General features: G+C 72.8%; 12 protein-coding genes. 10 read left to right on the top strand and 2 right to left on the bottom strand.

Annotation, left to right across the window (positions count from 1 at the left end; all coding sequences use genetic code 11):
• The first annotated feature begins 19 nt into the window (after positions 1-19).
• The 5 genes from AB0N90_RS35465 to AB0N90_RS35445 all read left to right on the top strand — a co-directional run bounded on the left by AB0N90_RS35465 (position 20) and on the right by AB0N90_RS35445 (position 11,463).
• The gene (locus AB0N90_RS35465; protein WP_365203396.1) at positions 20-7,378 is read left to right on the top strand and encodes a type I polyketide synthase; all 7,359 of its coding nucleotides are present in this window, start codon (positions 20-22) and stop codon (positions 7,376-7,378) included.
• Between the two features lie 59 nt (positions 7,379-7,437).
• Entirely contained in the window at positions 7,438-8,694 is a 1,257-nt protein-coding gene (gene ccrA, locus AB0N90_RS35460; RefSeq protein ID WP_365203393.1) for a crotonyl-CoA carboxylase/reductase, read from the top strand.
• A gap of 45 nt (positions 8,695-8,739) precedes the next feature.
• On the top strand, positions 8,740-9,939 hold the full coding sequence (locus tag AB0N90_RS35455; RefSeq protein WP_365203390.1) for a cytochrome P450: 1,200 nt from the start codon (positions 8,740-8,742) through the stop codon (positions 9,937-9,939).
• 70 nt (positions 9,940-10,009) lie between these two features.
• A complete protein-coding gene (locus AB0N90_RS35450; protein ID WP_365203388.1) occupies positions 10,010-11,224 on the top strand; it encodes a cytochrome P450 in 1,215 nt (404 codons plus the stop codon).
• Positions 11,225-11,268: 44 nt separating this feature from the next.
• Positions 11,269-11,463, top strand: coding sequence for a ferredoxin (locus AB0N90_RS35445; protein WP_361680365.1), 195 nt, complete (start codon positions 11,269-11,271; stop codon positions 11,461-11,463).
• A gap of 21 nt (positions 11,464-11,484) precedes the next feature.
• On the opposite strand, the gene AB0N90_RS35440 is transcribed toward AB0N90_RS35445, so the two are convergent.
• On the bottom strand, positions 11,485-15,060 hold the full coding sequence (locus AB0N90_RS35440) for a BTAD domain-containing putative transcriptional regulator (protein WP_365203385.1): 3,576 nt from the start codon (positions 15,058-15,060) through the stop codon (positions 11,485-11,487).
• Positions 15,061-15,462: 402 nt separating this feature from the next.
• Between AB0N90_RS35440 and AB0N90_RS35435 the strand changes: the two genes are divergently transcribed.
• From AB0N90_RS35435 to AB0N90_RS35415, 5 genes are all read left to right on the top strand, one after another.
• The gene (locus tag AB0N90_RS35435; protein WP_361680371.1) at positions 15,463-16,041 is read left to right on the top strand and encodes a LuxR C-terminal-related transcriptional regulator; all 579 of its coding nucleotides are present in this window, start codon (positions 15,463-15,465) and stop codon (positions 16,039-16,041) included.
• Positions 16,042-16,241: 200 nt separating this feature from the next.
• Positions 16,242-17,885 carry a GMC oxidoreductase gene (locus AB0N90_RS35430; RefSeq protein ID WP_365203383.1) on the top strand — a complete coding sequence of 548 codons (1,644 nt, stop codon included), beginning with the start codon at positions 16,242-16,244 and terminating at the stop codon, positions 17,883-17,885.
• Positions 17,886-17,995: 110 nt separating this feature from the next.
• Positions 17,996-18,763 (top strand): alpha/beta fold hydrolase, encoded by a 768-nt coding sequence (locus AB0N90_RS35425; protein WP_365203381.1) that lies wholly within the window; start codon positions 17,996-17,998, stop codon positions 18,761-18,763.
• A gap of 78 nt (positions 18,764-18,841) precedes the next feature.
• Complete coding sequence (locus AB0N90_RS35420; RefSeq protein ID WP_365203379.1) at positions 18,842-19,444, top strand: PadR family transcriptional regulator; 603 nt, start codon at positions 18,842-18,844, stop codon at positions 19,442-19,444.
• Between the two features lie 77 nt (positions 19,445-19,521).
• On the top strand, positions 19,522-21,246 hold the full coding sequence (locus AB0N90_RS35415; protein WP_365203377.1) for an acyl-CoA dehydrogenase family protein: 1,725 nt from the start codon (positions 19,522-19,524) through the stop codon (positions 21,244-21,246).
• A 58-nt stretch (positions 21,247-21,304) separates the two neighbouring features.
• On the opposite strand, the gene AB0N90_RS35410 is transcribed toward AB0N90_RS35415, so the two are convergent.
• Positions 21,305-22,099 carry an alpha/beta fold hydrolase gene (locus tag AB0N90_RS35410; RefSeq protein WP_365203375.1) on the bottom strand — a complete coding sequence of 265 codons (795 nt, stop codon included), beginning with the start codon at positions 22,097-22,099 and terminating at the stop codon, positions 21,305-21,307.
• Positions 22,100-22,316: the final 217 nt, after the last annotated feature.

Genomic DNA, 22,316 nt, shown 5'->3' with positions numbered 1-22,316 from the left:
CGCGACGGTGGTGGACGCGGTGGACGCCGAGTTCTGGGACACGGTGGAGCGCGAGGATCTGCAAGCCCTCGCCGAGACCCTGGACATCGGCGCGGACGACACCTTCGGCGACGTGTTACCGAGGCTCTCGGCATGGCGGCGGCAGCGCAAAGAACAGTCCAGCGTGGACAGTTGGCGCTACCGCGAGACGTGGCAGCGCCTGAGCGACCCCGCCCCGAACGGAACCGGCGGCACCTGGCTGCTGGCCGTCCCCGAGGACGAGGACGAGGACGAGGACGGGCGGACCGGCGTGGTCCGTGCCGCGTTCGCCGCTCGTGGCGCCACCCTGCGGACGCTGGTCGTCGGAGCGGCGAGCGACCGCGCCGCGCTGGCCGGAGAACTGGCCGCCGCCGGTCCGGTCGACGGCGTGCTCTCCCTGCTCCTCACCGGCGACCCGGTGCTTCCCACCCTGCGGCTCCTCCAGGCCCTGGGCGACGCGGGCCTCGACGCCCCCCTGTGGTGCCTCACCTCGGGCGCGGTGGCCGTGAGCGGCACCGATGCGGTACACAACGCCCGGCACGCCCAGGTGTGGGGTCTTGGCCGCACCGCCGCCCTCGAACTGCCCCGCCGCTGGGGCGGCCTGATCGACCTGCCGGAGACCCTCGACGACCGGACCGCCGCACGCCTCGCCGACGTACTGGGCCAGGCGCTGACGGGCCGGTCGGCGGAGGACCAGCTCGCGATCCGCGCCACCGGAGTCTTCGCCCGGCGGCTCGTCCACGCACCGGCACGCGCCGCCGCCCGCCGCTGGCAGCCGCGCGGCACCGTCCTCGTCACCGGCGGCACCGGCGCGCTGGGCGGCCACGTCGCCCGCTGGCTGGCCCGCGGCGGCGCCGAACATCTCGTCCTCACCAGCCGCCGGGGCGCGGACGCGCCGGGCGCCGCAGCGCTGTGCGACGAGCTGACGGCGCTTGGCGCCCACGTCACCGTCACCGCCTGCGACATGGCCGACCGGGACGCCGTCGCGGCCCTGCTCGCCGAGCACACCTTCACCGCCGTCGTGCACACCGCCGGAGTCGCCGACCCCGGCATGGTGGACGCCACCACCGCCGACGCCTTCGCCGCCGCGCTCGCCGCCAAGGCCGACGGCGCGGCCCACCTGGACGAACTGCTCGGCGACCAGGAGCTGGACGCCTTCGTGCTGTTCTCCTCCATCTCCGGCGTCTGGGGCAGCGGCGGCCAGGCCGCCTACGCCGCCGGGAACGCCTTCCTCGACGCCCTGGCGCAGCGCCGCCGGGCCCGGGGCCGCGCCGCGACCGCCGTGTCCTGGGGCCCGTGGGCCGACGGCGGCATGGTCGAGGACGGCGACGACGAGGAGCGGCTGCGCCGCCGCGGCCTGTGCGCGCTGCCCCCCGCCACGGCGATCGGCGCCCTTCAGCACGCGCTCGACCGGGACGAGACCCGGCTGACCGTGGCCGACGTGGACTGGGCGCGCTTCATCGTGCCGTTCACCCTCGGCCGGCCCAGCCCGCTGCTCGGCGACCTCCCCGAGGTCCGCGCGGCACTCACCGAGGAGACCCCCGAGACGGGCCCCGGCACCGGAGCGCTCGCCGAGAGCCTGGCCGGGCTGTCGGCGGAGGACCGCGCCCGCGCCGTCGTGGACCTCGTGCGCACCCACGCCGCCGCCGTCCTCGGCCACCGCACGGCGGGCGCCGTCGAGGCCGACCGGCCCTTCCGGGACCTCGGCTTCGACTCCCTGACCGCGGTGGAACTGCGCAACCGGATCAACGAGGCCACCGGCCTCACCCTGCCCACCACCCTGGTCTTCGACCACCCCACGGCCGCGGACCTCGGCGCCCGCCTGCTCGCCGAACTCACCGGCGACCAGGACGACATGACCACCACCGCGGCGGCCGCCGCCGTACTGGACGAGCCGATCGCCATCATCGGCATGGCCTGCCGCTACCCCGGCGGCGTCCGCTCGCCCGAGGACCTGTGGGAGCTGGTCGCCGACGGCCGCGACGCGATCACCCGCTTCCCCGGCAACCGCGGCTGGGACATCGAGGCCCTCTACCACCCGGACCCCGACCACTCCGGTACGACGTACACCACCCAGGGCGGATTCCTGCACGACGCGGACGAGTTCGACCCCGCGCTGTTCGGGATCAGCCCCCGCGAGGCCATCGCCATGGACCCCCAGCAGCGCCTACTGCTGGAGACCGCCTGGGAGGTCTTCGAACGCGCCGGGATCGCCCCCGACACGATGCGCGCCACCGCCACGGGCGTCTTCGTCGGCTCCGGCTACCAGGACTACACCGGCCGCCCGCTCAAGGTCCCCGAGGGCGTCGAGGGCTACCTGCCCAGCGGCAACGCGGCCAGCGTGATCTCCGGACGGCTCTCCTACACCTTCGGACTCCAGGGCCCGTCGGTCACCGTCGACACCGCCTGCTCGTCCTCGCTGACCGCCCTCCACCTCGCCGTACAGGCACTGCGGGGCGGCGAATGCGGCATGGCACTGGCCGGCGGTGTGATGGTGATGGCCGGACCGTCCGCGTTCACGATGTCGAGCCGGCAGCGCGCACTGTCCGCCGACGGCCGCTGCAAGGCGTTCGCCGCGTCCGCCGACGGCACCGGTTTCGCCGAGGGCGTGGGCCTGGTCCTGGTGGAGCGGCTGTCCGACGCCCGCCGCAACGGACACGAGGTGCTGGCCGTCGTACGCGGCAGCGCCATCAACCAGGACGGCGCGTCCAACGGCCTGACCGCGCCCAGCGGCAGGGCCCAGCGGCAGGTCATCCGGCAGGCACTGGCCAACGCCCGGCTCACCCCGGACGAGGTGGACGCCGTGGAGGGCCACGGCACCGGCACCCGGCTCGGCGACCCGATCGAGGCACAGGCGCTGCTCGCCACGTACGGCAAGGAGCGCGACGAGGGCCGGCCGCTGTGGCTGGGCTCGCTGAAGTCCAACATCGGCCACGCACAGGCGGCCGCGGGCGTCGGCGGAGTCATCAAGATGGTGATGGCGATCCGCAACGGCGTCCTCCCGCGGACGCTGCACATCGACGAACCGACCCCGGACGCCGACTGGTCCGACGGGCACGTACGCCTGCTCACCGAACAGCTGGCCTGGCCCGAGCGGGGCCGGCCCCGGCGCGCGGCCGTCTCCTCCTTCGGGATGAGCGGCACCAACGTCCACACCATCATCGAACAGGCCCCCCGGCCCACACCCCCCGTACCGGACGAGCAGCCCCCCGCAGCATCCGCGGACGTCTGCCCCTGGCCGCTGTCCGCCAAGACCGCCGGGTCCCTGCGCGAGCAGGCCCGCCGGCTCCTTACCCACCTCGACCGCGACGAAGAGCTCTCCCTGCCCGACGTCGGCCGCGCCCTCGTCACCACCCGGACCCGGCTGGAGCAGCGGGCCGTGATCGTCGGCCGCGACCGGCACGCCATGCGGGCCGGGCTCGCCGCGCTCGCCGCCGGCACCCCCGCGGACCATGTGATCCAGGGCACCGCCGCGGCCTGTGGAAAGGTCGCCTTCGTCTTCCCCGGCCACGGCTCGCAGTGGACGGAGATGGCCCGCGAACTCATCGACACCTCACCCGAGTTCGCCGCACAGGCCACGGCCTGCGCCGAGGCGTTCGCCCCCTACCTCGACTGGTCCCTGCTCGACGTGCTGCGCGCCGCACCGGACGCACCGGACCTGGCCGAGGTCGAGGTCGCCCAGCCCGCGCTGTTCACCGTGATGGTGTCGCTGGCCGCGCTGTGGCGCGCGCACGGGGTGACACCCGCCGCCGTCGTCGGCCACTCCCAGGGCGAGGTCGCCGCCGCGTACGTCGCGGGCGCTCTCACCCTGGACGACGCCGCCCGGATCGTGGCCCTGCGCAGCCGCTGCCTGACCAAACTCATCGGCAAGGGCGCGATGCTCGCTGTCGCCCTGCCCGCCGACCAGGTGCGCGCACGCCTGGAGAAGTACGGCGACCGGCTGTCGGTCGCCGCCGTGAACGGGCCCGCCGCCCTGACCGTCTCCGGAGAGCCCGACGCCGTCGACGCCCTCCTGACGGAACTCGAAGCCGAGGGCGCCCGCGTGCGCAAGGTCCGCGGCGCCACCGGCGCCGGACACTCCGCCCAGGTCGAGAGCCTGCGCGCGGAGATGCTCGACCTGCTGGCCCCGGTCACCCCGGCCACCGCGGACATCCCCTTCTACTCCACGGTGACCTGCGCCGCGCAGGACACCGCCGCCCTGGACGCCGAGTACTGGTACCGCAACGCGCGCCATACGGTGGAGTTCGAACGGACCGTACGCGCGCTGCTGGCCGACGGGCACGGGGTGTTCGTCGAATGCAGCCCGCACCCGCTGCTCGCCGACGCGGTGCAGCAGATCGCGGAGGACACCGAGGCCGAGGCCGTGACCGGCGCCTCGCTGCGCCGGGACCAGGGCGGCATAGAACGCTTCCTGCGCTCCCTGTCCGAACTGCACGTCAGCGGCGTGCCCGTGGACCTGGCGGTCCCCTTCGCCGGGCATCCGGTACGACGCGTGGACCTGCCGACGTACGCGTTCCAGCGGCGCCGGTACTGGCTGGAGAGCGCCGACCCGGCACCCGCGGGTGTCGACCCGGTCGAGGCCGGGTTCTGGGAGCTGGTGGAGAACACGGACCTCGCCGGACTCACCGAACGGTTCGGGGCGGAGGACGCCGCCCTCGTCGGCCCGGCGCTGCCGGTGCTCGCCACGTGGCGTCGTCGCAACCGTGAGAAGTCCACGGTGGACGGCTGGCGTTACCGCGTCTCCTTCCGGCGGCTGACCGACGACCCGGCGCCCGGCCTGGACGGCCTGTGGCTCGCCGTCCTGCCCGCAGGTCTCGCGGACGGACAGTGGCCGCCCTGCGTCGTCGGCGTGCTCGGCGCCCACGGCGCCAAGGTGCGCGTCGTGGAGATCCCCACCGACAGCGATCGCGCGCGGACGGCACAGCTGCTCGCCGAGGAACTCGGCGGCGAACAGCCCGCCGGTGTCCTCTCCCTGCTCGGCCTCGCCCCCGGCGCCCACCCGGACCACCCGGCGCTGTCCGCGAGCCTCGCCATGACCCTCACCCTGATCCAGGCGCTGGGTGACCTGGACGTCCAGGCACCCCTGTGGTGCGCCACCCGGGGCGCCGTGTCCACCGGCGCCACCGACCCGCTGCACGACGTCGGCCAGGCACAGCTGTGGGGCCTGGGCATCGTGGCCGCACTCGAACTGCCCCGGCGCTGGGGCGGTCTGGTCGACCTGCCCGACACCGTGGACAAGCACACACTGCGCCGACTGGCCGGAGTACTGGCCCAGCACGACGAGGACCAGCTCGCCGTACGCGCCGACGGCGTGTACGGCAGGCGCCTGCTCCGGGCGCGGCCCGCCGACCCGGAGCCGACCGCACCGTGGCAGCCGCGCGGCACCGTCCTCGTCACCGGCGGCACCGGCGGTGTGGGCCGCCACCTCGCCCGCTGGCTCGCCGGTGCGGGCGCCCGGCACCTGGTGCTCACCAGCAGGCGCGGACCCGACGCCCCCGGCGCACCGGAACTGCGCGCGGAGCTGACCGCCCTGGGCGTCGAAGTGACCATCGCCGCCTGCGACATCGCCGACCGTGCCGCGCTCGCCCGGCTGCTCGCCGGCATCGAGTCCCGGCACCCGCTCACCGCGGTGCTGCACGCCGCCGGTACGGCACGGTCGTCCCTGCTGGCCGACGCCGACCTCCAGGAGTTCGCCGAAGCCGCCGCCGCCAAGGTCACCGGCGCCGAGAACCTGGACGAACTGCTCGACGGCCGCGCACTGGACGCGTTCGTCCTCTTCGCCTCCGGCGCGGGCGTCTGGGGCAGCGGCGGCCAGGCCTCCTACGCCAGCGCCAACGCCTTCCTCGACGCCCTCGCCCTGCGACGGCGGGCCCGCGGCCTGACCGCGACCTCGGTCGCCTGGGGCGGCTGGGCGGACGGCGGCATGGTCGACGACGCGGTGCGGGAACGCGGCGAGCGGCGGGGCCTGGGCGTCATGCCCCCCGAACTCGCGATCTCCGCGCTGCGCCAGGCCGTCGACCACGGCGAGGCCGCCCTCACCGTCGCCCCGATCGACTGGGAGAAGTTCCTGCCCGCCTTCACCGTGGGACGGCCCAGCCCGCTGCTGGCCGAACTGCCCGACGTACAAAGGCTCCTGGCGGCGGAGCGGGCCGAGGGGGACGCGAGCGAGGAGACCGGCGCCACAGCGGCACTGGCCACCGAACTCGCCCGGCTCGATCCGGCCGAACGGGAGGAGCGGCTGCTGGAGCACATCCGCTCCCAGAGCGCCGTGGTCCTCGGACACGCCTCCGCCGAGGACGTCCTGCCCACCGCGCACTTCCTGGAACTCGGCTTCGACTCGCTCACCGCGATCGACCTGCGCCGCCGCCTGTCCGCCGCGACCGGTCTGCGGCTGCCCGCCGGACTGGCCTTCGACCACCCCACGCCCACCCGGCTCGCCCGGCACCTGCTGACACTCCTGCAGGGCGCCGCCGGTGCCGCGCAGGAGCGGCCCACCGATATGCTGGTCCAGCTCTACCGGCACGCCAGTAGGACCGGTACGGCCGCCGAGGCCATGGGGATGCTGATGGAGGCGGCCCGCTTCCGGCCCTCCTTCGACAACCCCGAGGACCTGGCCCAACTCCCCGCCCCCGTACGGCTGTCCCAGGGCGACGACCTCCCGTACACGGTGATGTGCTTCTCGCCGTACGTCGTACCGGCCGGGGCACACCAGTACGCGCGGTTCGCCGCGCCCTTCCGCGACCGGCTGGACATGTGGGCGCTGGTCAACCCCGGCTACGAGCAGGACGAACCGGTCCCCGCCGACCCGGACGCCGTGCTCCGGCTGCACGCCCGGACCGTACGCGAGCGCGCGGGCGGCAAGCCCGTCGTCCTGCTCGGCTACTCCTCGGGCGGCTGGATCGCCCACGGCGTCGCCGCACACCTGGAGGCCATGGGGGAGCGGCCCGCGGCCGTGGTCATGGTCGACAGCTTCAGCCGCGCGATCCCCTTCGACCGCCAGGTGCTCAACGCGATGGCCCAGGCGCAGTCGGAGCGCCTGGACTTCATGAGGTCCGGCGGCGAGCAACTCACCGCGATGGGCCGCTACATGCGCCTGTTCGACGACTGGGCCGCGCCGGAGATCACCGCGCCGACCCTACTGGTGCGGGCGAGCGAGCCCGTACCGGCCGCCGCCGCGGACGGCGGCGGCCGGGCGGCACCGCCCGAGCACGTGGACACGACCGTCGAGGTCACCGGAAACCACTACTCGATGCTGGAGGACCACGCCGGCACCACCGCCGCTGCGGTGCACTCCTGGCTGGCGGACGCCCTCACCGAGGCGAGCCGCCGCGCCGCATCCGAGGACCCGACCACCGCATGACCGGCCCGCGGCCACCGCGAGCCTTCGAACACCAACCGCGCAGACGTGGGAGACGAACCATGACCAAGGCTCTTTACGAGATCGGCGAGACCCCGCCGCTCGGTGAGGTACCGGAGCAGATGTACGCCTCGGTGATCCGCCAGAGCCGCTTCGGCGAGCCGAAGCAGGCGTTCCGCACCGAGGTCGTCGACACCCCGGCGGTGGGCCGGGGACAGGTGCTGGTCTATGTGATGGCCGCCGGCATCAACTACAACAACGTGTGGTCCTCGCTGGGCAAGCCCGTCGACGTCATCGGGATGCGGCAGCGCCTGGGCCAGCCCGAGGACTTCCACATCGGCGGCTCGGAGGCCTCCGGCGTGGTCTGGGCCGTCGGCGAGGGCGTCCGCCATGTCAAGGTCGGCGACCACGTCCTGCTCACCAGCGGCCAGTGGGACGAGGCCGCCAAGGACATCCGGCTCGGCACCGACCCGCTGGTCTCGGAGAGCATCAAGGCCTGGGGGTACGAGACCAACTACGGCTCCTTCGCCCAGTTCTGCCGCGTCGACGAGTACCAGTGCCACCCCAAGCCCGCCCGGCTGACCTGGGAGGAGTCGGCGGCCTTCCTGCTCACCGGGCCCACCGCCTACCGGCAGCTGTTCGGCTGGCAGGGCAACACGGTCCGCCCCGGCGACCCCGTGCTGATCTGGGGCGGCGCGGGTGGCCTCGGCTCCATGGCCATCCAGCTCGTCCGGATGGCCGGCGGCGTCCCGATCGCCATGGTCTCCAGCGAGGACCGCTCCGCGTACTGCCGCCGCCTCGGCGCCGCGGGCACCATCAACCGCCGCGACTTCGACCACTGGGGCCGGCTGCCCGACGTCGGCGACGCCGAGGCCTCGGCACGGTTCCTGCGCGGCGCCCGCGGGATCGGCAAGAAGATCTGGGAGATCCTCGGCGAGCGCAGGTCCCCGCGGATCGTCCTGGAACACAGCGGCCAGGACACCCTGCCCACCTCGATGTACCTGTGCGACAACGCCGGCATGGTGGTGATCTGCGGCGGTACCTCCGGCTACAACGGGGACGTCGACCTGCGCCACCTGTGGATGCGCTCCAAGCGCCTCCAGGGCTCGCACTACGCCGGCACCCGCGAGTGCCGCGAGGTCATCGAACTCGTCGGCACCGGCAAGCTCGACCCCTGCCTGTCCGCCTGCGAGACCTTCCAGGACATCGGGCGCATGCACCAGATGATGCACGACAACGTGCACCCCTCCGGGAACATGGCCGTCCTCGTGAACGCCCCCCGGCGCGGCGAGAGCACCCTCGAACTCCCCGCCGCCTGACCAGCCGTCGTACGGCCCACCCCTCACCCCAGCGCAAGGAGAGTCATGTCCGAGCCCACCGGCGCCGCACCCGCCGTCCCCAAGGCCCGCAGCTGCCCGTTCCTGCCGCCGGACGGCATCGCCGAGGTCCGGGCGGCCGCCCCGGTGACCCGGGCCACCTTCACCAGCGGCCACGAGGCCTGGCTGGTGACCGGCTACGAGGAGGTGCGCGCCCTGCTGCGCGACCCCTCCTTCAGCGTCCAGGTGCCGCACGCCCTGCACACCCAGGACGGCGTCGTCACCCAGAAGCCCGGCCGCGGCAGCCTGCTGTGGCAGGACGAGCCGGAGCACACCGCCGACCGCAAGCTGCTCGCCAAGGAGTTCACCGTCCGGCGCATGCAGGCGCTGCGCCCGAACATCCAGCGCATCGTCGACGAACGCCTCGACGCGATCGCGGCCCAGGGCGGCACCGTCGACCTGGTGAAGGCCTTCGCCAACCCGGTGCCCGCCATGGTGATCTCCGACCTGTTCGGCGTCCCGGTCGAACGCCGGCCCGAGTTCCAGGAGATCGCCGAGGCGATGATGCGGGTCGACCAGGACGCCGCCGCCACCGAGGCCGCAGGGATGCGCCTGGGCGGTCTGCTCTACCAGCTCGTCCAGGAACGCCGGACCAGCCCCGGCGACGACCTGATCTCGGCGCTGACCACCACCGAGGACCCCGACGGCGTCCTCGACGACATGTTCCTCATGAACGCGGCCGGCACCCTGCTGATCGCCGCCCACGACACCACCGCCTGCATGATCGGCCTCGGCGCGGCCCTGCTCCTGGACCGCCCCGACCAGCTGGCCCTGCTGCGCGAGGACCCGTCGCTGATCGGCAACGCGGTCGAGGAACTGCTGCGCTACCTCACCATCGGCCAGTTCGGCGGCGAACGCGTCGCCACCCGGGACGTGGAGCTGGGCGGCGTACGCATCGCCGAGGGCGAGCAGGTCGTCGCGCACGTCCTCGCCGCCGACTTCGACCCCGCCTTCGTCCAGGAGCCGGAGCGCTTCGACATCACCCGCCGCCCCGCCCCGCACCTGGCCTTCGGCTTCGGCGCACACCAGTGCATCGGCCAGCAACTCGCCCGGATCGAGCTGCAGATCGCCTTCGAGTCGCTGTTCCGCCGCTTCCCGACCCTGCGCCTGGCCAAGCCCGCCGAGGAACTCCGCTTCCGCGACGACATGGTCTTCTACGGCGTGCACGAGCTGCCCGTCACCTGGTGACGCCCCCGCCCCCCGGGGCCGTACCCGCATCGCCGAACCACCGCACCGCCGATCGCCCGAAAGGCACCACATGACCGAGACCGACATCCGCCACACCGGGTCCGAGGCCCCGGCCTTCCCCCAGGACCGGACCTGCCCGTACCAGCCGCCGAAGGCCTACACGGAATGGCGGGGCGAGAGCCCGCTGACCCGGGTCACCCTGTTCGACGGCCGACCGGCATGGCTGATCACCGGGCACGCCGAGGGACGGGCGCTGCTCGCCGACCCCCGGCTGTCCTCCGACTGGGGCCACCCGGTCTTCCCCGTCGTCGTCCAGCGCACCGAGGACCGCGGCGGACTCGCCTTCCCGCTGATCGGCGTGGACGACCCGCTGCACGCCCGGCAGCGCCGCATGCTGATCCCCAGCTTCGGCGTCAAGCGGATGAACGCCATCCGGCCCAGCCTGCAGAGCCTGGTCGACCGGCTGCTGGACGACATGCTGGCCAAGGGGCCGGTCGCGGACCTGGTGTCGGCCTTCGCCCTGCCCGTGCCCTCCATGGCGATCTGCGAACTCCTCGGCGTCCCCTACGGCGACCACGACTTCTTCGAGGAGTGCTCCCGCGATTTCGTGGGCGCCGCCACCTCCGGGGAGGCCGACGCGGCCTTCGCCAAGCTGTACCAGTACCTGCACGGCCTGGTCGCCAAGAAGCAGGCCGAGCCCGGTGACGGCCTCCTGGACGAGCTGATCGCACGCCAGCTGGAGGAGGGCGGACTGGACCACAACGAGGTGGTCATGATCGCTCTGGTCCTGCTGGTGGCCGGCCACGAGACCACCGTCAACGCCATCGCCCTCGGCGCCCTCACCCTCATGCAGCACCCCGAGCAGATCCAGGTGCTGCTGGACGACCCCGCCGCGGTGCCGGGCGTGGTCGAGGAACTGCTGCGATTCACCTCCGTCTCCGACTACATGGTCCGGATGGCCAAGGAGGACATCGAGGTCGGCGGCACGACCGTCAAGGCCGGGGAGGCCGTACTGGTCTCCATCACACTGATGAACCGCGACGCCCAGGCGTACGACGACCCCGACGTCTTCGACGCCCGCCGCAACGCACGGCACCACGTCGGCTTCGGCCACGGCATCCACCAGTGCCTGGGGCAGAACCTCGCCCGCGCCGAACTGGAGATCGCCCTCGGCACGCTCTTCACCCGCATCCCCGGCCTGCGCCTTGCCGTACCCCTGGACGAGGTGCCGCTCAAGGCCGGCCACGACGCCCAGGGCCCGATCGAACTGCCCGTCACCTGGTGACGGCACGGGCGGCAGGAACCGAACGAAGGGGGGCGGGCCACGCCTTGCGCATCACCGTCGACCGCGACCGGTGCATCGGCTCCGGCCAGTGCGTCATGACCGCACCCGGCGTCTTCACCCAGGACGACGAGGCACTGGTCGCCCTGATCCCGGGCCAGGAGGACGGCGCGGGGGACCCCCGCGTCCGTGAGGTCCCCATGGCCTGTCCTGTCCAGGCGATCGCGATCACCGAGGACTGAGCGGCGGCGGCGTGCGGGGGACTACGGGGCTGTCCGACCGCAGGAGCCGTGCACGCCGTCGTCACCGAGGTCCAGCAGTTCGCGCAGCAGCGGGGTCGCCGGCAGGGCCGGGTGGAGATACACGTGCTCACGGCGCTGCTCCACCGCGGCCAGCAGCGCCCGGAAGGTGCCCCGCGCCTCCTCGGTCCGCCCGCCGTGCCGCTGGGCCTGCCCCAGCAGACCCAGATGCAGCGGGTGGCGCAGGCACGTCCTGGACCGGCCCAGCTCCGCCAGCGAGGCGTGCATCAGGGCCAGACCGTCGTCCCGGCCCCCGGAGTGGGCCAGGCCCCAGCCCTTGACGACGCCGAGCATCGCCTTCCAGTAGAGCAGTCCGTGCTCGCCCGCGACCCGCACGCCCTCGTCGCTCGACGCGAGCGCGGTGCGGGTGTCACCCTCCCAGGCCGCCACCACCCCGTCCACGTACAGCGCGAACGAGCGGTCGGACGGCCTGCTCTCGAACTCCGTGAGGCGCAGCAGCTCACGGCGGCGCTGCCCGGCGGTCTCCCGGTTCCCGAGCAGCCAGTGGGTGAAGGTGTCGTAGGAGCGGCAGGAGACCCGCGGGTCGTGCTGGAAGGTGCGCGCCAGCGCGTACCCCTCGTCGGCCAGCCGGTCCGCCAGGCCGACGCCCCGCTCCAGCTCGGCGAGCGCCTGCGGCAGCATCCCGCGCACATGCAGCACGATGCCCTCGCCGTACGCCGCGCCGAGCGCCGCCACGGGCTCCCGGGTCCGGCGCGCGATGTCCCGCAGCAGACCGGACAACTGCCGCGAGGCGTCGTAGCGTCCGGTGACCAGCCGCGACGCGCACAGCGCCCACAGCACCGACGGATCCTCGGGGGCCTGCGTGGCCGCGTTGAGGGCGCGCCCGCGGGCCAGTGCCGTCTCGGCCTCCCGGTGTCCGTAGCCGCGCGTGGTGGCGAGGATCTGGCCGAGCTGGATGTGCAGCCGCTGCTCCAGTGCTGCCGTCGCGGCCTCGTCCGGCGGCAGGAAGCCGATCAGATGCACCGCGCGGCGCAGCCAGACCTCCGCCTGCTCGTACGCCATGGACCGCTCGGCGTGCTCCGTGGCGAGCAGCAGCCGGGGCAGTACCTCCGCGGCGGGCAGCGCGCTCTTGGCGTGCCAGCTGTGGTGGGCCACCCGTTCGATCTCCTCGTCGCCCATCTGCCCCCGGTGGCGGGCGTGCAGCGCCTCGGCGATGCCGGCGTGCAGCCGATGGCGGTCCGCGCGCGGGAGTTCCTCGACGAGCGCCTCCCGGACCAGGGCGTGCGCGAAGTGCAGCCGCCCCGGATGGTGCGGGTCCTCCGCGAGCAGACCGGCGCGGATGGCCGACTCCAGGCCGGCGATGACCGGTTCGTCGGGTGCGGCGGTCCGGTGCAGCAGATCCGTGTCCACCTCGGCACCGATGACGGCGCACAGCCGGAGCACCCGCAGCACCGGCTCGGGCAACGCGGCGAACCGCTGGCGCAGCGCCTCGCGGACGCCGGTGGGAATGTGGGCCAGCAACACATCGACCGCGTCCGGGCGCTGGAGATCGCGGGCATTGCTCACGAGGGACAGCAACTGCATCACGAAGTACGGGTTGCCCTCGCTGCGCCGGTGCAGCACCTCGACCACCTCCGGGTCCACACCGGGCCCCGCGTGCGCCTCGACCAGCGCGCCGACGGCCCCCGGGGACAGCCCGCGCAGCCGCAGCGTGTCCGTCCGGGGCCCGCGCAGCACGTCGGAGACCACCCGGCGCAGCGTCGCGTCCGATTCGGCCTCGAACTCCCGGGCCGTGAGCACGATGCCGAGCGAATGGCCCTGGCAGCGGGTGCTCAGCAGCCTGAGCAGATCGAGGGAGGCGGTGTCCGCCCACTGGAGGTCTTCGAGGAGCAGTACGAGGGGATGGCGCGCGGCGAGGGCGAGCAGCACCTCGCACACCGCGTCATGGGCGAGGAAGCGGGCCTGGCACCAGTCGGCGGCCGGTTCCGGGCCGTCGGACCGCAGCGCGGAGCGCTCGGGCATCAGCGGGGCGAGCAGGGCGCCGTACGGCTGCGTCGCCTCCCGGAAGGCGTCCGGCCGGGTCGCGGCCAGCCGCCGCAGGATCTGGGTCCACAGCCAGTAGGCGGGGACGCCCTCACCGGGGAAGCAGTGACTCCAGACCACTTCGAGGCGGGAGCCACCCTCCCGCGCGTCCATGCTCTCCAGACGCGCGGCGAGTTCGAGCAGCAGCCGGGTCTTGCCGACGCCCGGGGACCCGAGGACACCGGCCACATGGCCATGCCCCACGACCGCGCTCGCGGCGCCGGTCGTCAACCGGTCCAGTTCCTGGCCGCGACCGGTGAACGGCGACGGGGCGGCGGCCGCCCACCCCGACGCGAACTCCGGGAACCCGCCCGCCTCCTGGGCGGCTGACGGTCCGTCCGCCGGCCGGGGCAGGGGGCGCCGCGCGGTCCCGGCCCGCGGCTCGACGGCGTCCGTCCGCGCGCCCGGCGGCATATCGGCCCGCCCGGCCGCCGTACTCTCCTCGTACGCGGCGGCCCTGCCCGGCTCACCCGTTCCGCCGGTGCCCTCGGCCGCCGCCGTTTCCTCGTGCGCCAGCGTGGTGGTCGTCCCGCCACCCGCGCGCTCCGCACCCGACAAACCCGGTAACCCCGCTAAACCGGCACCGTCCGATGACGCGCCGCGCACACCGGCCTCCTCCGGCACGGGCGCGACAACGGACACCACGGTCGGCGCGACCTGCTCCGGGGACATCTTCCCGGACGGGGTGCTCGCCCCCGGCTCCTGGCGCAGGATCGCGTTCCTGACCTCGCGCAGCTCGGCCGCGGTGTCCACCCCGAACTCCTCCACGAGATGACTGCGCGTGCGCTCGTACACCTCAAGTGCCTCGGCCTGCCGCCCGAGCCGGGACAGAGCCGTCATGAGATGGCCGACCAGCCGCTCCCGCGTGGGATGACGGCGCGCCTCCCCGTCCAGATCCGCGGCGACCTCCTCGGCCGCGCCGAGGGCCAGCCGCGCCTCCGCGCAGGACTCCACCGCGGTGAGCCGGATCTGCTCCAGCCGGGCGCACTCGTCGCTGAGCGGCGGATGGCCGTCGAACTCCGCGTACGGTGAGTCGCGCCACAGCCCGAGGGCCTCGGTGAACCGGGTGCGCGCGGTGCGCGCATCGTGCTGCTCCAGCAGCCGCCGCCCGTCGGTGACCAGACGCTCGAAGCGGCAGGCGTCCACGTAATCGGGATCGAGTTCGAGGACGTACCCGGGCGATCGATGGCGAAGCACCGAAAGTTGGCCCGTTTCCGCCGTGTCCAGGACCCGGCGCAGATGGGACACATGACTCTGAAGGGTGGCGACGGCATGCCGGGGCGCTCCGTCACCCCACAGTTCCTCCACGAGCAGTTCGGTGGGTACCACCCGGCCGAGCCGGATGAGCAGCAGGGCGAGCAGGGTGCGCCGACGCGGCGGCCCGAGTGGCAGGTCGCGCCCGCCGCGCCGCGCCGACATGGGCCCCAGCACGCTCAGGAAGGGCGCGGCCCGTCCGCTGGTCATGGGCGACGTGTTCACGGTCTCAGGCGTGGACATGACGGTCCCCGTTCTCTTTCGGGCACGGCTGTTCGACGGACGGCTTCGCGCGCGGGCTGACCGCGGGGTGTCCACTACCGATCATGGCATAGGGAAAGCACCCGCTGAGCTGGCGATCCGTCGATTGGCAAGAAAGCGGAAGGTGTTGGGCAAGGATTTCGACAAGGGGTCCTGAAAACGACGGCAGCCGACGGCAAGGGGTCGTCAGCGACTCGACCAGGACCCCGCAAGGTCGGTGACGCAGGATGTCCGGGTCTGGAGATACTGCTGGTCCAGGGCCGATGACGCCCCTGCCGACGGTCCCCACGGCCGCCCACCAGCCTCCGAATTGATTTCGCGCTCAAGTCTTCGACAGGGAGCCCATTCTTGCTGAGTCCAGCACCTGCAGCTCCGGGCCTGTGCGTGGCAAGCCTCGATAAAACACTGGCCATCCAGCAGGCGAACCAGGAGTTCTTCCGGCAGTTCAACGGCTCGTCCGAGGACATATGCGGCCGCAATTTTCGCGACGTGGTCCACCCGAGCGTGCAGCAGCCGTTGGTGCGCCAATTCTCCAATTTGTTGGAAGGCAGACACCAGCGATTCGTCACGCCCGTCATCGCCGTGGGCCCCGGCGAGGACGCCGCCTTCACCGTTCCCCTCACAGCGGTCGCGGTGCGCGGGGGAGTGCCCGACACGACCGCGATCCTGGTCATGATGCCCACCGCCGGGGACGGCGAGGGGGCACGCGTGGTGACCAGGCGCAAGAAGATCCTCTCCGCGATGGACGCCCGCATCCTGGAGGGCATCGCCGCCGGCGTCTCCACCATCCCCCTCGCGGCGAGCCTCTACCTCAGCCGGCAGGGCGTCGAGTACCACGTGACCTGCCTGCTGCGGAAGTTGAAGGTCCCCAACCGCGCCGCACTGGTCTCCCGCGCCTACTCCATGGGCGTGCTCAAGGTCGGTGCCTGGCCACCCGAGGTCGTGGAGGACTTCGTGAAGTGAGCGGGCTCCCCGCCCGCGGGCTTCACGAAGTGAGCGGGTTCCCCGCCCGTGCCCGCCCCGCATGTCCGCTTCCGCACACCGGGTGACCCGCCCCCTCGGGCCCCCGACGTCCGCCGAACTCCCCGACAGTCCCCAGGGCCGTGCCCGACCGACCGGCCCCCGATACCTCTCCATCCCCCTCGAAGCTCAGGAGCAACAGCGTGAACGCACACCAGCCTCTGTCGCGCCGCCGCATACTCGGCCTGGCCGCCTTGGGCGCCGCCGCACTCACCGGGCAGACCACGATCAGCGCGGCCCCCCGCGCGGCCGCCGCCACCGCAACCGACGGTTCCGGCAGCACGTTCGTGCCCGCCGTGGTGGTCGGCACCGGGTACGGCGCGGCCGTCTCCGCCCTGCGGCTCGGCGAGGCCGGGGTCTCCACCCTGATGCTGGAGATGGGCCAGCTGTGGAACCAGCCCGGCCCCGACGGCAACGTCTTCTGCGGGATGCTCAAGCCCGACAAGCGCTCCAGCTGGTTCAAGACCCGCACCGAGGCCCCGCTCGGCTCCTTCCTCTGGCTCGACCTGGCCAACCGGGACATCGACCCCTACGCGGGCGTACTGGACCGGGTCAACTTCGACCAGATGTCCGTGTACGTCGGCCGCGGGGTCGGCGGCGGCTCGCTCGTCAACGGCGGTATGGCCGTCACCCCCCGGCGCTCCTACTTCCAGGAGGTGCTGCCCCAGGTCGACGCCGACGAGATGTACGGCACCTACTTCCCGCGCGCGAACTCCGGTCTGCGGGTCAACAACATCGACAAGGACTGGTTCGAGCAGACCGAGTGGTACCAGTTCGCCCGCGTCGCCCGCCAGCAGGCCGAGAGCGCCGGCCTGAAGACCACCTTCGTGCCCAACGTCTACGACTGGGACTACATGCGCGGTGAGGCGGACGGCACCGTGCCCAAGTCCGCGCTGGCCGCCGAGGTCATCTACGGCAACAACCACGGCAAGGTCTCCCTGGACAAGAGCTATCTGGCGGCCGCCCTGGGCACCGGCAAGGTCACCATCGAGACCCTGCACCAGGTCAAGACGATCCGTCAGCAGAACGACGGCACCTATCTGCTGACCGTCGAGCAGAAGGACCCCGACGGCAAGCTGCTCGCGACCAAGGAGATCTCCTGCCGCCACCTCTTCCTGGGCGCCGGCAGCCTCGGCTCCACCGAACTGCTGCTGCGTGCTCGGGAGACCGGCACCCTGCCCGCCCTCAGCTCCGCGATCGGCGGTGGCTGGGGCCCCAACGGCAACATCATGACCGCCCGCGCCAACCATGTGTGGAACCCCACGGGCAGCAAGCAGTCCTCCATACCCGCCCTCGGCATCGACGACTGGGACAACGCCGACAACCCCGTCTTCGCCGAGATCGCCCCCATGCCGGCGGGCCTGGAGACCTGGGTCAGCCTCTACCTGGCCATCACCAAGAACCCGCAGCGCGGCACCTTCGTCTACGACGCCGCCAAGGACCGCGCGGACCTGCGCTGGACCCGGGAGCAGAACGCGCCCGCGGTCGCCGCCGCCAAGTCGCTGTTCGACCGCATCAACAAGGCCAACACCACCATCTACCGCTACGACCTCTTCGGCAAGCAGATCAAGGCCTTCGCCGACGACTTCTGCTACCACCCGCTCGGCGGCTGCGTCCTCGGCGAGGCCACCGACAACTACGGCCGGGTGTCCGGTTACAAGAACCTCTACGTCACCGACGGCTCGCTGATCCCCGGCAGCATCGGCGTCAACCCGTTCGTGACCATCACGGCGCTGGCGGAGCGGAACGTCGAGCGCGTCATCAAGGAGGACATCGCGGGTTCCTGACGAGCGACGGGGCGGGGCGCCCGCACGCCCCGCCCCGCCTCACCCTCCCCGCCCCGCGACGCACGCCCCGCGCGGTGGGCGGCCGAACCCGACCGAAAAGGAACGCTTCAGTGAACTCCCCGCTCACCGGGGCCGTCGGGCCCTGGATCCGCAGGTTCCACCCGCGCCCCGACGCCCGTGTGCGGCTGGTCTGCCTGCCCCACGCGGGCGGCTCCGCCAGCTTCTACTTCCCCGTCTCCCGGGCCATGCCCGAGGACGTGGAGGTGCTGTGCGTGCAGTACCCCGGCCGCCAGGACCGCCGCGGCGAACCGCTCGTGGACTCCCTGCCGGCGCTCGCCGACCAGGTGCACCAGGCACTGCTGCCCTGGACCGACCGGCCCCTCGCCCTGTTCGGGCACAGCATGGGCGCCTCCCTCGCCTACGAGGTCGCCCGCCGCCTGGAACGGGACCGGGACATCGTGCCCGCCGCCCTCATCGCCTCCGGCCGCCGCGCCCCCTCCAGGCACCGCGCCGAGACGGTGCACCTGCGCGACGACGACGGCCTGGTCACCGAGATGCGCGCCCTCAGCGGCACCAACCCCCAACTGCTGGGCGACGAGGAGATCCTGCGCATGATCCTCCCGGCCGTCCGGGCGGACTATCGCGCGGCCGAGACGTACGTCTGGGAACCCGGACCGCCCCTGCGCTGCCCGGTGACCTGCCTCGTCGGCGACGACGACCCGAAGGTCACGGTGGCCGAGGCCGCCGCCTGGTCCGAGCACACCGAAGGACCCTTCGCCCTGAAGGTGTTCCCCGGCGGCCACTTCTTCCTCGCCGAACACCAGCCGGAGATCATCCGCCTCATCACCGCCCGGCTGGAGGCGCCCGTCCGGCCCTGAGGACGGCCGGGGTGACCCGCGTCGCATCCGAGCGGGCAGGGCTTGCTATGCAACGAGTTGCATAGAAGGATCGACGGCATGGCGCTCGAACACGCGATCCTGGTGTCGCTCTTGGAGAAGCCGGGCTCCGGCTATGAGCTGGCCCGGCGCTTCGAGCGCTCCATCGGCTACTTCTGGACCGCGACCCACCAGCAGATCTACCGCGTGCTCAAACGCATGGAGAACGACGGCTGGGTCGACGCCCGGGACGTCCCGCAACAGGGCCGGCCGGACAAGAAGGAGTACAGCGTCGCCGACCTCGGCCGCGCCGCGCTGTCCTCCTGGCTGCACGACCCGATCGAGCCGGAGAGCGTCCGCCACGACCTGGCCGTCAAGATCCGGGGCGCCGCCTTCGACGATCCGGCCGCCCTGATCCGCGAGGTGGAGCGGCACCGCCAGGCGCACCGCGACCGGCTGACGCACTATCTCGCGGGCCAGGCACGGGACTTCACGGAGCCCGAGCCGAAGCCGGATCCGGAGCCTCAGCCCGCAGCCCACCCGGCCGGTCCGCAGCCGCCGCCCGACGCGGAGCGCGAGCTGCAGCACGCCGTACTGCGCGGCGGTATCGCCTACGAGCGGATGATGATCGGCTGGCTGGACGACGTGCTCGCCACACTGGCCCGGTTCGGTCCGGACCGCTGATCCCCGCCGGCCCGCCCCCTCTCGCCGTCAGGCCACCCGAATCCCACCCGCCCACCAGCCGAAAGGCGCCCTCACCCATGGCTGACCAGCTGCTGCTCAACCCGCGCACCTACGACCCCGCGCACTTCGACCCCGAGACGCGCCGCCTGCTGCGGGCCACCGTCGACTGGTTCGAGGAGCGCGGGAAGCGGCGGCTGATCGAGGACTACCGCAGCCGCGCATGGCTCGGCGACTTCCTCGCCTTCGCGGCGAAGGAGAACCTGTTCGCCACCTTCCTCACCCCGTCGTCCGTCGCCGGTGAGAGCGAGCCGGACAAGCGCTGGGACACCGCCCGGATCGCGGCGCTCAACGAGATCCTCGGCTTCTACGGCCTGGACTACTGGTACGCCTGGCAGGTCACGATCCTCGGCCTCGGCCCGGTCTGGCAGAGCGAGAACGCCGACGCCCGCGCCCGCGCCGCCGAACTCCTCGACGAGGGCGAGGTGTTCGCGTTCGGCCTCTCCGAGAAGACCCACGGCGCCGACATCTACTCCACCGACATGCTGCTCGAACCCGCGGCCGACGGCGGCTTCCGGGCCACCGGCTCCAAGTACTACATCGGCAACGGCAACGCCGCCGGACTCGTCTCCGTCTTCGGCCGCCGCACCGACGTCGAAGGACCCGACGGCTACGTCTTCTTCGCCGCCGACAGCCGCCACCCCGCCTACCACCTGGTCAAGAACGTCGTCGACTCCTCGAAGTTCGTCAGCGAGTTCCGCCTGGAGGACTACCCGGTCGCGGCCGAGGACGTCCTGCACACGGGCCGCGCCGCCTTCGACGCCGCCCTCAACACCGTCAACGTCGGCAAGTTCAACCTGTGCACCGCCTCGATCGGCATCTGCGAGCACGCGATGTACGAGGCCGTCACCCACGCCCACAACCGGGTCCTCTACGGCCGCCCCGTCACCGACTTCCCGCACGTACGGCGCGAGTTGACCGACGCGTACGTCCGGCTGGTCGGCATGAAGGCGTTCAGCGACCGCGCGGTCGACTACTTCCGTACCGCGGGCCCCGACGACCGCCGCTACCTGCTCTTCAACCCGATGACGAAGATGAAGGTGACCACGGAGGGCGAGAAGGTCATCGACCTGATGTGGGACGTCATCGCCGCCAAGGGCTTCGAGAAGGACAACTACTTCGCCCAGGCGGCCGTGGAGATCCGCAGCCTGCCGAAGCTGGAGGGCACGGTCCACGTCAACCTGGCGCTGATCCTCAAGTTCCTGCGCAGCCACCTCCTCGACCCCGCCGACTACCCCGCCGTACCGACCCGCCATGACGCGAAGGACGACGACTTCCTGTTCCGGCAGGGCCCCGCCCGCGGCCTGGGCTCGGTGCGCTTCCACGACTGGCGGGCCGCCTTCGACACGTACGCGCACCTGCCCAACGTGCGCCGCTTCCGCGAACAGGCCGACGCGCTCTGCACGTTCGTCGCCACGGCCGCTCCCGACGCGGAGCAGAGCCGCGACCTCGACCTCGTCCTCGCGGTCGGCCAGCTCTTCGCCCTCGTCGTGCACGGCCAGCTCGTCCTGGAACAGGCCGCGCTGACCGGGCTGGACACGGACGTGCTGGACGAACTCTTCGCCGTCCTCGTACGGGACTTCTCCGCACAGGCCGTCGAACTGCACGGCAAGGATTCGGCAACCGAGGAACAGCGCGCCTGGGCCCTCGACGCGATCCGCCGCCCCGTCACCGACCAGGACCGCACGGCCCGGGTCTGGCAGCAGGTGGAGGCGCTGTCCGGGTCGTACGAAATGGCCCCGTAGGCCCGCCCCGAGGCATGCCGGTACCGCCGCACCCCACGGGCGCGGCGGCACCGGCGTGTCAGGGAACCCGCGGCGCCAGATGCTTCTCCAGGAACGAGAGCTCCGCGGCGACGGCCTGTTCGTGCGACTCCAGGAACGGGGCGTAATGGCGGCCCGTCAGATGGACCACCTCGGCCGCCGGCGCCTCCCCGGCCGCCCGGACGGCGGGGCCGGGAAGCGCGCTCCGGTCCTGATCGCAGACGACCACCAGCAGCGGGCAACGAATCCGGGAGGCATGGCGGCCGGGCCGGTACCCGCCGAGCCGCAGCACGATCCGGGCGGCGACCGTCTGCTCCCAGCCGGTGTGGCGACGGCCGGGATCCAGCGCCCGGTCACCGTCCAGGGCGTCGGGCGTGGTGAGCGAGGCGACCGAGCCGCGGGCCCCGGCGGTCGGGACCAGCAGCGGCGGCCGTCCGGCCAGGCTTCCGAGCACGTCCGCGACACCTCGGCCGAACAGCCGTAGCGCCGCGCCGGGTGTCATGGAGCGCAGCGCGTGGGGAGCGACCGCGCGGCCGTCGACCAGCGGGGTCTGCGCGATCGCGCAGGCCAGTCGCGGGTGGTCGGCCGCGACCCGGAAGACATGGCCGCCCGCGAGCGAGAAACCCCAGAGCGCGATCCGGTCCGGGTCGACGCCGGGCAGCGTGGCCGCGCACTCGATCGCGGCGTGCCAGTCGGCGATCTGCTCGTCGAAGCGGACGATCTGGCGCGGTGTGCCGCCGCTCGCCCCGAACCGTCTGTGGTCGAAGGCCAGGACCGCGAAACCGGCCTCGTGGAACCTCGCCGCGAACTGATCCGTGGCGGGTTCCTTCGTCACCGAGGTTCCACCGGCCATGATCACGCAGCCGCCGTTGGACCCCGGATAGTGCCAGGCGGAACACGAGGTGCCGCCGCTGGCGAAACGTACTTCTCTCCGTTGCTCGAATACGGGCACATGGACCTCCGTGGGTGAATTCGCCGATCTCGGGAGATGCCGTCCATGCTCGTCGTGAATTCCCCGAATCGGGCTCCGCACGGCGACGCAATGGGCGAAA

The organism is Streptomyces sp. NPDC093018, assembly GCF_040684035.1.
In the GTDB taxonomy this organism is placed as follows: domain Bacteria; phylum Actinomycetota; class Actinomycetes; order Streptomycetales; family Streptomycetaceae; genus Streptomyces; species Streptomyces murinus.
The sequence above is the reverse complement of the archived record's forward strand: the minus strand, read 5'-3'. Positions and strand labels throughout refer to the sequence as shown.